Raw genomic sequence first — 15,385 nt, 5'->3', positions numbered from 1 at the left:
CCTGGGTAATGATATACGTCGCAGTGACCGTACCCGTGGCACCTGGTGCCAGGGTCGATGGCGTGATCGCCAGGTCAACACTGCCCGTTAGGGCATCGTCGATCGCCAGGTTGCTGATCGTTACATTACCCGTGTTCTCTACACTGAAGGTATAGGTCAGCTCGTCCCCTAAGCTCGCTCCGGCTGGACCGACATCATTGGTGATCGCTGCTGTCTTGGTCAGTTCAAAATTAGAAGATTGAATTGCATTGACAGTTTCACTCTCATCATTATCAACAGGAGTATCACCTGAACCATCATTTGTCGTATCTGCAGAACCATCAGCTTCAGCTGTATTTGTGTAAGAACCATTATCTAAGTCTGCCTGAGTTACTGTGTGAGATGCTATGTATGTCCATGTTTCACCAACATTTAAAACTCCATCATCATTACCCGGTGCATCTCCTCCCCTCACTGGTGCTGAATCTGCCGTGGTGTCAACCATTGTTGGACTGTAAATATCAACATTACCACTATTAGTTAATGTGATTGTATAGTTGATAACTTCACCAACAGCACTATATTCTGTGGTTAGAGCATTTCCATCAATATCGGTAAATGTTTTAACAGTTGTAATGCTTGGGTTGATAACACAACTAGATGCAATACCTGGATCAGTGACAGCTGAATTAGTTCCTAAAGAATAGTCTACACCTGCTTCTGTAACTAACCCATTATTTGAATCCACTGAAGCAGGATCGGGTTCACCAAATTGCCCACCATCAGAACCTGAAACAAATGGACTATCGTAAGCTTCATTTGCATCAGGACAACCATCACCGTCACTATCTGTATTTTGAAAATCGAAACTTCCATCTGTTAATGTATCTACTGGAATATTTGCCTGCGCTGTATCATCTGCACCGTTTCCATCACCATCACTAAAGCTTGCATCATTAGAATCTAAAATTCCATCGTTATTAGTATCTAAAGCCCCATTTCCTGCTTCATCTATATCATAGATTCCATCGTTATCAGAATCTAAATCGACAACATCATTAACACCATCACCATCTGTATCTAGATCAAGGCAATATTGCATTTCATAAAATTGCAAATCTACATTTTCTAATTCGTCTCCATCTTGTTGACCAACAGTCACAATGATTTCCGTAACTGGACCAAAAACTGATACATTTATACTGTTTGCTGGAGCAGCAGAATCTACAGAAGCACCTGTTACAGCACTTTGATTGGCAATTGTTAAACCTCCACCAACATTGATGTCAGACAAATTAACAGGTAAGTTATCTGATCCATTTGTTGCTGTAAAATCAGCTCTTTCAAAATCACCTAGTCCTCCTAATTTAAAATTAACATTGTATACCGGTTGACTAAACGTAAAATAAAATCTAACTACTTCACCTTCTGGGTAGGTTGTACCATCGGCAATTACATTAATATATTCTCCATCTGGTAAAATGGCAGGATTATTCTGATTAGATACACCACTAAGGTTCCAAGCCGAACCTCCATAAGGTTCATAGCCAAAAGTAACACTCGCACCTCCATAAGCATAAACGTTAGGTATAAATTCTGCATTAAAATTCGAACCTGTATTATCTGAGAATGTTTGACCTAAGGCAATTGGACCAGGAGAACAATCTTGCTCATAAATATCTATAATACCATCATTGTCATTATCTTCATCACATATATCAGAAATTCCATCACCATCAGTATCTGTATTTCCTGAAGAAATTGCATTACATGGATCACAAACTGAATTTATAGTTGGATCAGTTACCGATGGATTAGTACCAATATCATAATCTACGAGTGCACCCAAATCTACCAAACCAGAAGTGTCAACATTTGCGGGATCTGGAAAACCAAATTGTCCACCATCGATACCTGCGGCAGTGACATTACCATATGCCTCATTGGCATCGGCACATCCATCACCATCACTATCTGTATTCTGATAATCAAAGCTTCCATCATTTAAAGTATCAATCGGTGAAATTCCTCCACTAGCTGAAGCAGGGATACCATTTGCATCGACAGCACCATCGGCCTGACCATCATTATTAAAATCGGTTCCACCTACTTCGTCTATATCGTAAATTCCATCATTGTCCGAATCTAAATCTAAAATATCAATAACACCATCACCATCGGTATCTAATGGAAGGCAATATTGCATCTCATAGAATTGAATCTCTACAGTTTCTAATTCATTACCATCTTGATTTCCTACATCTATAATAATTTGTGTTACTGGACCATCAATTTGAATTGCAATACTGTTTGATGGTGCGTTTGCATTTGCCGATGGACCTGTCACCGCACTTTGACCATTTATCGTAAGATTAGCACCAACATTTATATCGGAAATATTAACTGGTACATTATCTGTATTGTTTACTGCAAAAAAGTCTGCTCTGTCAGAATTGTCAAGACCACCAACTTTAAAATTAACATTATATACAGGTTCAGAGAAGTTAAAATAAAACCGTACGTGTTCATTTTCAGGGAATGTAGTACCATCTGCTATCGCATTAATGTAATCCCCATCTGGTAAAATGCCTGGATTATTTTGACTTGTAACACCACTAAGATGCCATGCAGAACCTCCATAAGGTTCATAGCCAAAAGTTACACTTGCTCCTCCATATTCATATACATTAGGGATAAACTCTGCATTAAAATTTGAACCAGTATTATCTGCAAATGTTTGTCCTAATGCTAATGGTCCAGGTGCACAATCGATGTCATTGGTATCTAAAATACCATCATTATCGTCATCAAAATCGCAGACATCGGACACACCATCTCCATCAGTATCTGTATTACCTGAAGCTAAAGCATCACAATCATCAACAATAACAATTGTCGCAATTGCTGTATCACAAATTGTATTATCTGCAGTTAAGCAAATCTGATATTCTACATTATAAGTTCCCGGAGTCGCTCCGAATGGCACATCAATTGTTCCGTTGTTATTAATAACAACTCCTATTAAACCATCATCATTAGAAATATTAATATTATTGTCGATCAATGCATTTGTTGCCGGTGTCGTACCATTTGCATCGTCATTGGTGAATACGGTAGAAGTTGTTCCACCAGCGCTACCAAATGTTGTAGCACTAAAATCGTCATCATTTGCAGTGATAATTAAAGCGCGTGCTAAATTACCATCTGCATTGTAAACCGCCCCAGTCACTATTAAATCAATACCACCTTGACCACTTGCACTTGAAGTGGCTGTTGGAAAAGTCGTTACATCGGTTAGTGTATGAGAAGTAGTGTTGACATCGTTTGGTATTATACTGTAACCATAAACAGTAGTATTAGGTGCTATGCCTAAATCTGAAAACGATACGTATACAGCATTAATATTCTGATTGCCCACATCTGTTGATGGTCTTAAATTCGCATCGGCTTCGTCTTTGACAAAAACTGTTGTTTGAATAGTATTTCCTGTATCACCCCAATTAGAGGCTGGAACAGACAGTAAATTACCATAGCTAGTTGGTTGGTTACTACCATCAATTGATAAAATTGGGGCAACTTTAAAAGGATCATTACCTCCTCTTTCTAGAACTAAAAATCCACTTAAGGCTGGTGTAGGAGTTGCTAGACCAGTGGTCCATACAAAATCAATCCTTTCTATATTATTTATATTGGCACCACCTTGATTAGCGAATGTGTTATCAGCTCCTCTATTAATTATAGTACTATTAAATACAGCCTCATTTGTTGCCACATAGTCAGAATCAAGTTGCAAAGTTGTACCAGAAATTACTTCTCTCTCGTGAAATATTACTTGTCTATTTCCAGTGACATTGGCATTATCAACTCTTTGAACAAAAGATTCATCCGCAATCAAAAATGGCACATAGTTGTCAGCTCCAATGGAAAAATCCGATAGTACAAGGTTGTTACTTGATGAAGTTACCGTTGTATGCTGAATAGTGTAGTTTGTCCCAGTAGGATAAGTACCACCATAACCATTAATATTATAGTCGTTAGATGAGTCATTAACATCTACGTAGTTAGCATTAATATTTGTAACAGCTGTTTGAGCAAAAGATTTATTCAAAAGTGTAGAAATAAAAATTACCGCAAAAAGTATTAGTTTACTTGACAACGGCACTCTAGTATAATTCTTCATAATCTTAAAGGTTGATATGTCATTAAAAGCAAGTTTAGCGATAAATCAAATCATCGATAAAACGCAAATATATTCGATAAAGTGTAAATAACCAATTTATTGAGTAAGAATCTTAGTACTAAAGTTTTATTGATAAGTTATTATTACATATCAAAAATATGAGCGTAATCCACTATCAATGCCGGTACTTAAATCTAATTAAGGAAGAGATTGCTTTTAATCAACCTGATTATTTGTAAGTAAGGGTTTGATTTGGGGATTATTTTCATATAAACAAAAGTAAAATGATTATTACTGATTTATAATTGTTTGAAAGTTACTTACAGTTAATTTATTGAAGTCAAAAATTCGATGAATTGACAAATTAATCTATCAAAAATGCTTAATCTGCAAAAAACTAAGATTAATAACATAGAATAAATTATAATTTATGTTCATGTTTATTTTAATTTTGCACCTCAATTAACAATATGAGTTTTAAAAAAGAAATAAATAGAAGGCGTACATTCGGTATCATTTCACATCCAGATGCAGGTAAAACAACTTTAACCGAAAAATTACTGCTCTTTGGTGGTGCTATACAGGAAGCTGGCGCTGTAAAAAGTAATAAAATTAAAAAAGGTGCCACTAGTGACTTTATGGAAATAGAGCGCCAACGTGGTATATCAGTAGCCACATCAGTTTTAGCATTTGAGTATAACGGTGTTAAAATTAATATTTTGGACACCCCAGGTCACAAGGATTTTGCTGAGGATACATTTAGAACTTTAACTGCTGTTGATAGCGTTATAGTCGTTATTGACGTCGCCAAAGGTGTTGAGGAGCAAACCGAAAAACTCGTTGAAGTTTGTAGAATGCGTAATATCCCCATGATTGTTTTTATTAACAAACTTGACCGTGAAGGAAAGGATGCCTTCGATCTTTTAGATGAAGTAGAACAAAAATTAGGTCTTAGAGTAACTCCTTTAAGTTTTCCGATTGGAATGGGCTATGACTTTAAGGGTATATATAACATATGGGAAAAAAATATCAACCTTTTTAAAGGTGAAAGCAAACTACATATTAACGAGACTATAGAAATATCGGATTTAAATTCCAAAGAATTAGATCAACTTGTTGGCAATAAACCTGCACAAACTCTAAGAGATGAACTTGAATTAGTTGAAGGTATTTACCCTAAATTTGATAAAGACTCTTATCTAAAAGGTAATTTACAACCTGTTTTCTTTGGATCCGCTCTAAATAATTTTGGAGTTAGGGAATTGCTGGATTGCTTTATTGAAATTGCACCTAAACCAAGAGCTAAAAAAAGTGAAGAACGTTTGGTACAACCTGATGAAGAACAGTTCTCTGGTTTTGTATTTAAGATTCATGCCAATATGGACCCCAATCATCGTAACCGATTGGCCTTTGTCAAGATTGTGTCTGGTGAATTTAAACGAAATACACCATACTTACACGTTAGACATAATAAGAAGCTTAAGTTTTCTAGTCCGAATGCATTTTTTGCTGAAAAGAAAGAAATTGTGGATATCTCATATCCAGGTGACATTGTTGGTTTGCAAGACTCTGGAAATTTTAAAATTGGTGATACTTTAACTGAAGGTGAAGTTCTAAACTATAAAGGTATTCCTAGTTTTTCGCCGGAACATTTTAGGTACATTAATAATGCGGACCCTATGAAAGCGAAGCAATTATACAAAGGTATTGATCAATTAATGGATGAAGGCGTTGCCCAATTGTTCACTTTGGATTATAATGGAAGAAAAGTTATTGGAACCGTTGGAGCTTTACAATATGAAGTTATTCAATATAGGCTCGAGCATGAATACGGTGCAAAGTGTACTTATGAAAATCTTAATGTGCATAAAGCTTGTTGGGTGCATACGGATAATGAAAAAAGTGAAGAGTTTAAAGATTTTTTAAGGGTAAAACAACGTTATTTGGCAAGAGACAAACAAAATCAATTGGTTTTTTTAGCTGATTCAATGTTTACTTTACAAATGACCCAACAGAAATATCCTAGCATCACCTTTCATATGACCTCCGAATTTGATTAATCCATGAAGTTCATCGAAAAGAGAAGAAATATTTTGTACTTTATCGATATTATTTGCTTTTTAACGACATTTTAACTATTCTTGATAGTCAATATTTAATTTGATAATAAGATTAACCCCAATCTAATCTACTTATTATGGATGTAAATGCAAACGTTTTCAGTAATAAGGATATTACTGTAACCTATGAACCACGTTGTTGTGTTAATGCTGGTATTTGTGCCAAGCAACTATCAGAAGTATTTAGAAATTCCGTGATTCCATGGATTGATTTAGACGGTGCTGAAACCGATGTGATTGTGAATCAAATTAAAAAATGTCCGTCTGGTGCTTTAAAGTATCATCTAAATCAAAAAGATGTGGCCTAAAGTTTACTTTTTAAGTAATAAAAAATCCTCATAGTAATTAAGTATGAGGATTTTTTGTTTTCTATTAATTTTAAATTTATGCTTGTCCTGTTGGACCAAAATTTAATGGTATTGGAGGCTGCTCGTAATCTTTAATTTCACCATGTGCCTTTTCAAAACGCGCTACATTATCCCCTAAAGCCTTTAATAAACGCTTAGCATGTTGTGGTGTTAAGATTATTCTAGACTTTACCTTACTTTTTGGAGTACCAGGCATAATACTAACGAAATCTACAACAAATTCCGATACGGAATGGTTAATTATCGCCAAATTAGAATAGGTACCTTCAGCAACTTTTTCATCCAATTCTATATTTATTTGTCCTTTTTTTAAATTCTTTTTTTCTTCTGACATACTATTATTTTAAATTATAAAAGCCTTCAATCTCTATTAGAATGAAGGCTTTTGTTTATTTAGACTCCTACCTTCGCAGGAATGATAAACTTTTAGTTGAAGTTCATTTCTTCTTTTGCCTTCATCATTTGGTCAAACTCTTCTTTAGAACCAACGATTATATTATCATATGCCCTTACCCCAGTACCAGCTGGTATTCTGTGACCTACAATAACATTTTCTTTTAATCCTTCTAAAGTATCAACTTTACCATTAACTGCTGCCTCGTTAAGAACTTTAGTAGTTTCTTGGAACGACGCTGCCGAAATAAAGGATTTAGTTTGTAAGGATGCACGTGTGATACCTTGAAGTATCGGTGTAGCTGTTGCAGGCTGAGCATCTCTAGCCGTAACGAGATTTTTATCTTCTCTTCTCAAGATAGAGTTTTCATCCCTTAACTGACGAACCGTCACGATTTGTCCAGATTTTAAGTTCTCAGAATCTCCAGCATCCTCAACGACTTTCATTCCGAATATCTTATCATTTTCTTCAATGAAGTCGTCCTTGTGTACTAATTGATTTTCTAAGAAAATTGTATCACCAGAATCCATGATTCTGACCTTACGCATCATTTGTCTCACAACTACTTCAAAGTGCTTATCATTAATCTTCACACCTTGTAAACGATATACTTCCTGTACTTCATTTACTAAGTATTGCTGAACCGCTGAAGGCCCTTTAATGTTAAGGATATCGTTTGGTGTAACAGAACCATCTGATAATGGCATACCTGCCTTAACATAATCATTTTCCTGAACAAGGATTTGATTAGATAATTTTACAAGATACTTCTTAACTTCACCTAATTTAGACTCTATAATGATTTCACGGTTACCACGTTTAATCTTACCAAAAGACACAACTCCATCAATCTCACTTACAACAGCTGGGTTGGATGGATTACGTGCTTCAAATAACTCTGTTACGCGTGGAAGACCACCAGTGATATCACCAGCCTTCGCAGATTTACGTGGTATCTTCACTAAGATTTTACCAACGTCAATCTTGTCTCCATCGTCAATCATAATGTGAGCACCAACAGGTAGGTTATAAGATCGGATAGTTTCACCTTTCTTATCCTCGATTAATAACGTAGGAATCAATTTCTTGTTTCTAGATTCTGAAATTACTTTTTCTTGGAAACCAGTCTGTTCATCAATTTCTACTTGATAAGTTACCCCCTGCTCAATGTTTTCATACTTCACCTTACCGGCAAATTCTGAAATAATTACACCGTTGTAAGGATCCCACTGACATATTACGTCACCTTTCTTCACTTTAGCTCCTGGCTTAACAAAGATGTGAGAACCGTAAGGTATGTTATTTGTACTTAAAACTATACCTGTTTTGGCATCCGTTAATTTCAGTTCTGAAGTTCTCGAGATGACAACGTCAACTTCGTTTCCTTCATTATCTTTGGTCTTAACTGTTTTAAGATCATCGATTTCAGCGATACCATCAAACTTAACTACCAATTTATTCTCTTCAGAAATGTTACCAGCAATACCACCTACGTGGAACGTACGCAACGTAAGCTGTGTACCAGGCTCACCAATAGACTGTGCTGCAACTACACCAACGGCTTCACCTCGCTGTACCATTTTACCAGTTGCCAAGTTACGTCCGTAACACTTCACACATATACCTTTTTTGGCCTCACATGTTAATGGTGAACGTACTTCGATAGATTCTATAACCGAATTACCTATTTTCTTAGCGATGACATCATCGATATGACCGCCAGCTTCTACAATTAGCTCTTCAGTATGTGGATCATAAACATCATTAAGCGATGTTCTACCAACAATTCTATCTTCTAGTTTCTCAACAACCTCCTCATTTTTCTTAAGTGCAGAAACCTCAATACCTCTTAACGTACCACAATCTTCTTCATATACAATAACATCCTGTGACACATCTACCAGACGACGTGTTAAGTAACCTGCATCTGCAGTTTTAAGAGCCGTATCGGCAAGACCTTTACGAGCACCATGGGTAGAGATAAAGTATTCTAAAATTGAAAGTCCTTCTTTAAAGTTAGAAAGAATTGGGTTTTCGATAATCTCACCACCACCTGCATTAGATTTCTTTGGCTTAGCCATTAATCCACGCATACCGGTTAACTGACGGATCTGTTCTTTAGAACCACGAGCTCCAGAATCTAACATCATAAATACGGAGTTAAATCCTTGTTGATCTTCACGAATACGTTTCATAGACAGCTCAGTCAACTCAGCATTGGTAGAAGTCCAGATATCGATAACTTGGTTATAACGTTCGTTATTGGTAATAAGACCCATATTGTAGTTACCTGTAATACCATCTACCTGCTTGTTTGCAGCTTCTATCATAGTATGCTTTTCTTCCGGGATAATAATATCACCTAAGCTAAACGATAATCCACCTTGGAATGCAAACTTGTAACCCAATGTTTTTATCTCATCTAAAAATTCTGCCGTTTCAGGAACAGAAGTTACTTTCAAGATTTTTCCAATAATGTCTCTTAATGACTTCTTAGTTAAAACCTCATTCACGTAACCTGCAGCCTCCGGTACCTTTTCGTTAAAAAGCACTCTACCAACAGTTGTCTCAATAATTTGAGTTGTTAATTCTCCATTTTCGTTAAAGTCCTTTGTTCTAACTTTAATACCAGCATTAAGATCTACCTTCTTCTCATTGTAGGCAATTGTTACCTCTTCTGGAGAGTAGAATGTTAATCCTTCACCCTTGACTGTATAATCCTTATCAGATTTACGTAACTTAGTCATATAATACAGACCAAGTACCATATCCTGAGAAGGTACCGTTACTGGTGAACCATTTGCTGGATTTAAAATATTATGTGAAGCCAACATTAATAATTGTGCTTCTAATATCGCTTCTGGTCCTAATGGTAAGTGTACCGCCATTTGGTCACCATCAAAATCCGCATTAAATGCCGTACATACTAATGGATGTAACTGGATTGCTTTACCCTCAATTAACTTCGGTTGAAAAGCTTGGATACCAAGTCTGTGTAGCGTAGGAGCACGGTTTAGTAATACTGGATGTCCTTTAAGAACATTTTCTAAGATATCCCAAACAACAGGCTCTTTTCTATCTATAATCTTCTTAGCAGATTTTACAGTTTTTACAATACCTCTTTCAATTAACTTTCTAATTATGAAAGGCTTGTAAAGTTCTGCTGCCATATTTTTTGGCAATCCACATTCGAATAATTTCAATTCTGGTCCAACAACAATTACCGAACGTGCAGAATAATCAACACGTTTACCAAGTAAGTTTTGACGGAAACGTCCTTGCTTACCTTTTAATGAATCTGATAATGATTTTAACGGTCTGTTAGAATCTGTTTTTACAGCAGAAGATTTACGTGTGTTATCAAATAACGAATCTACAGATTCTTGTAGCATACGTTTTTCATTACGCAAGATTACTTCTGGTGCCTTTATTTCAACCAATCGTTTAAGACGGTTGTTACGGATAATTACACGACGGTATAAATCATTTAAGTCTGAAGTAGCAAAACGACCACCATCTAAAGGAACCAAGGGTCTTAATTCTGGTGGAATAACAGGAATAGCCTTCATTATCATCCATTCTGGCTTATTCTCTCTATTTTCATTAGACTCTCTAAATGCTTCTACAACTTGTAAACGTTTTAGCGCTTCAGTTTTTCGTTGTTTAGAAGTTTCATTATTAGCTTTATGTCTTAACTCGTAAGATAATTGATCTAAATCGATTCTAGCTAATAAATCTATAAGACATTCAGCACCCATTTTAGCAATAAACTTATTTGGGTCTGTATCTTCTAAGTATTGGTTTTCTTGTGGAAGAGACTCTAAAATATTAAGATATTCTTCTTCTGTTAAGAAATCCATTTTCTGTACAGGTTCACCTTCAGCATTCATGGCGTTTCCTGGTTGGATAACCACATAACGCTCATAATAAATGATCATATCTAATTTCTTAGACGGTAAACCTAGTAAATAACCTATTTTATTTGGTAGAGAACGAAAGTACCAAATATGAGCTACAGGAACAACCAAATTAATGTGTCCTACCCTATCTCTACGTACTTTCTTTTCAGTTACCTCAACACCACAACGGTCACAAACAATACCCTTGTAACGTATTCTTTTATATTTACCACAAGCACATTCAAAATCCTTTACAGGACCAAAAATACGCTCACAGAACAAACCATCACGTTCTGGTTTATGAGTTCGATAATTGATAGTTTCTGGCTTTAATACTTCACCACGAGAAGCCGCTAAAACAGATTCTGGTGACGCTAAACCGATAGAAATTTTATTAAATTTCTGTACTGTATTCTTATCTTGTTTTCTTGCCATGTTATTTTATAGTATTCAGTTTTCAGCCTTCAGTACACAGACTTAGTATGTACTGACGACTGCCTACTACTTTTTTTATTCTTCTAATCTAATATCTAATCCTAAACCTTTTAATTCATGCATTAATACATTGAACGATTCAGGTAGTCCTGGTTCTGGCATTGGCTCACCCTTAACGATAGCTTCGTAGGTTTTTGCTCTACCAATCACGTCATCTGATTTTACAGTTAAGATCTCACGTAGTGTACTTGATGCTCCATAAGCTTCAAGTGCCCATACCTCCATCTCACCAAAACGCTGACCACCAAATTGTGCTTTACCACCTAATGGTTGTTGCGTAATTAATGAATAAGGTCCGATAGAACGTGCATGCATCTTATCATCAATCATATGACCAAGTTTAATCATATAGATAACACCAACAGTTGCTGGTTGATCAAATCTATCACCTGTACCTCCATCATATAAGTAGGTATGACCAAATCTTGGTACACCAGCCTCATCTGTTAACTCGTTGATTTGATCAAGAGTCGCACCATCAAAAATTGGCGTCGCGAAGGTTCTTCCTAAATTCTGCCCTGCCCATCCTAATACGGTTTCATAGATCTGACCAATATTCATACGAGAAGGTACACCTAATGGGTTAAGAACGATATCTACAGGAGTTCCATCTTCTAAGAACGGCATGTCCTCCTGACGAACTATACGTGCAACAATACCCTTGTTACCGTGACGACCAGCCATTTTATCACCTACTTTTAGTTTACGCTTTTTAGCAATGTAAACTTTAGCTAATTTAATGATACCCGCAGGTAATTCATCACCTACAGAGATAGTAAATTTCTCACGTCTTAACGAACCTTGAAGGTCATTTTCTTTAATCTTATAGTTGTGAATTAAATCTGCTACAAGTTCATTTGTGTGGTCATCAGTTGTCCACTTACCAGACGTTAAATGTGTATAATCATCAACAGCATTTAGCATCTTTAAGGTGTATTTTTTACCTTTTGGTATAATTTCCTCACCAAGATCATTGTAAATACCTTGAGCAGTTTTACCATTTACTATTGCAAATAACTTTTCAACTAGAACTGCTTTTAAATCATCAAAACGCTTATCATAAGCATCCTCTAACTTCTCGATATCTTCTTTATCTTGAGCTCTCTTACGCTTATCTTTAACCGCTCTTGCGAATAATTTTTTGTCGATAACTACACCATTTAATGATGGAGAAGCTTTTAAAGAAGCATCTTTTACATCACCAGCTTTATCACCGAATATTGCGCGAAGTAATTTTTCTTCTGGAGTCGGATCAGATTCACCTTTTGGTGTAATCTTACCAATTAAGATATCACCGGGTTTAATCTCCGCACCAATACGAATCATACCGTTTTCATCCAAGTCTTTTGTAGCTTCTTCAGAAACGTTTGGTATATCGTTAGTTAATTCTTCATTACCTAATTTAGTATCTCTTACTTCAAGAGAATACTCATCAATGTGGATAGATGTAAAGATATCATCTCTAACAACTTTTTCAGAAATTACAATCGCATCCTCAAAGTTATACCCTTTCCAAGGCATAAAGGCTACTTTCATATTTCTACCAAGTGCCAACTCACCGTTTTGCGTAGCATAACCTTCACAAAGGACCTGGCCTTTTGTTACCTTATCGCCTTTTTCTACAATAGGTTTTAAGTTGATCGAGGTACCTTGGTTTGTTTTTCTAAACTTAACTAAAGGATATTCCTTAGTATCACTATCAAAACTTACCATAGCTTCCTCTTCGGTACGCTCATATTTGATAACAATTTTTTCAGCATCTACATACTCAACAACACCTTCGCCTTCAGCATTAATTAATACTCTAGAGTCTGATGCTACTTGACGTTCTAAGCCTGTACCAACGATTGGTGCTTCAGGTCTTAATAATGGAACAGCCTGACGCATCATGTTAGATCCCATCAATGCACGGTTAGCATCATCATGTTCTAAGAATGGAATTAATGATGCCGAAATAGAAGCAATTTGGTTTGGTGCAACGTCTGTGTAGTTAACATTTGTTGGTTCAATCACTGGAAAATCTCCTTCTTGACGTGCAATGACTTTATCATGCTGAATTTTACCCTTGCCGTCAACTTCAACAGTGGCTTGGGCAATCATCATTTCTTCTTCTTCCTCGGCACTTAAATAGGTAGGTGTGTTTTTAATATCTACCACGCCGTCTTCAACTTTTCTATATGGAGTTTCAATGAATCCCATTGCATTAACTTTGGCATATACCGAAAGTGAAGAAATAAGACCAATGTTTGGTCCTTCTGGTGTTTCAATTGGACAAAGTCTTCCGTAGTGTGTATAGTGAACGTCACGCACTTCGAAACCTGCTCTTTCTCTTGACAGTCCTCCAGGTCCAAGAGCCGATAGACGACGCTTGTGCGTAATCTCCGCTAATGGATTGGTTTGATCCATAAACTGAGATAATTGGTTAGTACCAAAAAATGAATTAATAACAGACGACAACGTCTTAGCATTAATCAAATCAATTGGCGTAAATACCTCATTATCACGAACATTCATACGCTCACGGATAGTACGCGCCATACGAGCTAAACCAACACCAAACTGAGACGATAACTGTTCACCAACTGTACGTACACGACGGTTAGATAAGTGATCGATATCATCTATCTCTGCTTTAGAGTTGATTAACTCTATTAAATATTTTATGATGGTAATGATATCTTCTTTGGTAAGTACTTGCTTATCCATTCCGATATCCAAACCTAATTTTTTATTCATTCTGTAACGACCTACTTCACCTAATGAGTAACGTTGGTCAGAAAAGAATAATTTATCAATTATACCACGTGCTGTCTCCTCATCTGGCGGTTCAGCATTACGTAATTGACGATAGATATGTTCAACAGCTTCTTTTTCAGAGTTTGTTGGATCTTTTTGTAAAGTGTTATGGATAATTGCATAATCTCCTTGCTGTGCACTTTCTTTATGTAAAAGAATAGTTTTCACCCCAGCTTCAAGGATTTCTTCAATGTTATCTTTGTCTACAATGGTGTCACGATCTAATACAATTTCGTTACGTTCAATAGATACAACTTCACCTGTATCCTCATCAACGAAATCTTCATGCCACGTATTAAGTACACGAGCTGCAAGTTTACGACCGATAACTTTCTTTAAACCAGACTTAGAAACCTTAACCTCTTCTGCAAGATCAAATATTTCTAAAATATCCTTATCACGTTCAAAACCAATTGCACGGAAAAGTGTTGTAACTGGTAATTTTTTCTTTCTATCAATGTAAGCATACATTACACTATTGATATCCGTAGCAAATTCTATCCAGGACCCTTTGAAAGGAATAACTCTTGCGGAATATAACTTAGTACCATTAGCGTGGAACGACTGGCTAAAGAATACACCTGGCGATCGATGTAACTGAGATACAACAACACGCTCAGCCCCGTTGATACAGAAAGTACCACTAGGCGTCATGTAAGGTATTGTCCCTAAATACACATCTTGAACGATGGTTTCGAAATCTTCGTGCTCAGGATCTGTACAGTATAACTTTAATCTAGCTTTTAAAGGAACACTGTAGGTTAAACCTCTCTCAATACACTCTTCTATAGTGTAGCGTGGAGGATCGATAAAGTAATCTAAAAATTCTAATACAAATTGATTACGTGTGTCTGTGATTGGGAAGTTTTCCATGAAGGTATTATATAGACCTTCATTTTCTCTTGCCTCTGACTTTGTTTCTAATTGGAAAAAATCCTGGAAGGATTTTATTTGAATATCCAAAAAGTCTGGGTAATCTGTTCTATTTACAATAGAAGAGAAATTAATTCTTTCAGCCTTTTTTGCTAACATTGATGAACGAGATTTTTATTAAATAAAAACTTAAAGTGTATATACCTTTTATATACACAAAAGGGTTTAGGTCTCAGAGCGACACTCTGGACCTAAACCATATGTTGTAGGTTAAGCTGAGC

6 protein-coding genes are annotated in these 15,385 nt (G+C 36.1%); 2 read left to right on the top strand and 4 right to left on the bottom strand.

Annotated features, from left to right (window positions below):
* Nucleotides 1-4,159, bottom strand: a 4,159-nt coding sequence (locus ACFQ1K_RS02850; RefSeq protein ID WP_386133752.1) for a beta strand repeat-containing protein, incomplete at its 3' end; no start/stop codon positions are given.
* A 470-nt stretch (nt 4,160-4,629) separates the two neighbouring features.
* Between ACFQ1K_RS02850 and ACFQ1K_RS02845 the strand changes: the two genes are divergently transcribed.
* Nucleotides 4,630-6,219, top strand: a complete 1,590-nt coding sequence (locus ACFQ1K_RS02845; RefSeq protein WP_320556169.1) for a peptide chain release factor 3 — start codon at nt 4,630-4,632, stop codon at nt 6,217-6,219.
* A gap of 137 nt (nt 6,220-6,356) precedes the next feature.
* Nucleotides 6,357-6,587 carry a (4Fe-4S)-binding protein gene (locus tag ACFQ1K_RS02840; RefSeq protein WP_320556170.1) on the top strand — a complete coding sequence of 77 codons (231 nt, stop codon included), beginning with the start codon at nt 6,357-6,359 and terminating at the stop codon, nt 6,585-6,587.
* A gap of 76 nt (nt 6,588-6,663) precedes the next feature.
* Here the strand turns inward: ACFQ1K_RS02840 and ACFQ1K_RS02835 are convergent, their stop codons facing one another.
* The 3 genes from ACFQ1K_RS02835 to rpoB all read right to left on the bottom strand — a co-directional run bounded on the left by ACFQ1K_RS02835 (nt 6,664) and on the right by rpoB (nt 15,263).
* The gene (locus ACFQ1K_RS02835; protein WP_320556171.1) at nt 6,664-6,981 is read right to left on the bottom strand and encodes a DUF3467 domain-containing protein; all 318 of its coding nucleotides are present in this window, start codon (nt 6,979-6,981) and stop codon (nt 6,664-6,666) included.
* 92 nt (nt 6,982-7,073) lie between these two features.
* On the bottom strand, nt 7,074-11,375 hold the full coding sequence (rpoC, locus tag ACFQ1K_RS02830) for a DNA-directed RNA polymerase subunit beta' (protein ID WP_320556172.1): 4,302 nt from the start codon (nt 11,373-11,375) through the stop codon (nt 7,074-7,076).
* Between the two features lie 75 nt (nt 11,376-11,450).
* The gene (gene rpoB, locus ACFQ1K_RS02825) at nt 11,451-15,263 is read right to left on the bottom strand and encodes a DNA-directed RNA polymerase subunit beta (RefSeq protein WP_320556173.1); all 3,813 of its coding nucleotides are present in this window, start codon (nt 15,261-15,263) and stop codon (nt 11,451-11,453) included.
* Between the last annotated feature and the right edge of the window lie 122 nt (nt 15,264-15,385).

This window comes from Winogradskyella aquimaris, assembly GCF_042676105.1.
Classification (GTDB): Bacteria; Bacteroidota; Bacteroidia; order Flavobacteriales; family Flavobacteriaceae; genus Winogradskyella; species Winogradskyella aquimaris.
Note: the sequence above shows the minus strand (reverse complement) of the source record. Positions and strands in the feature narration are given on the sequence as shown.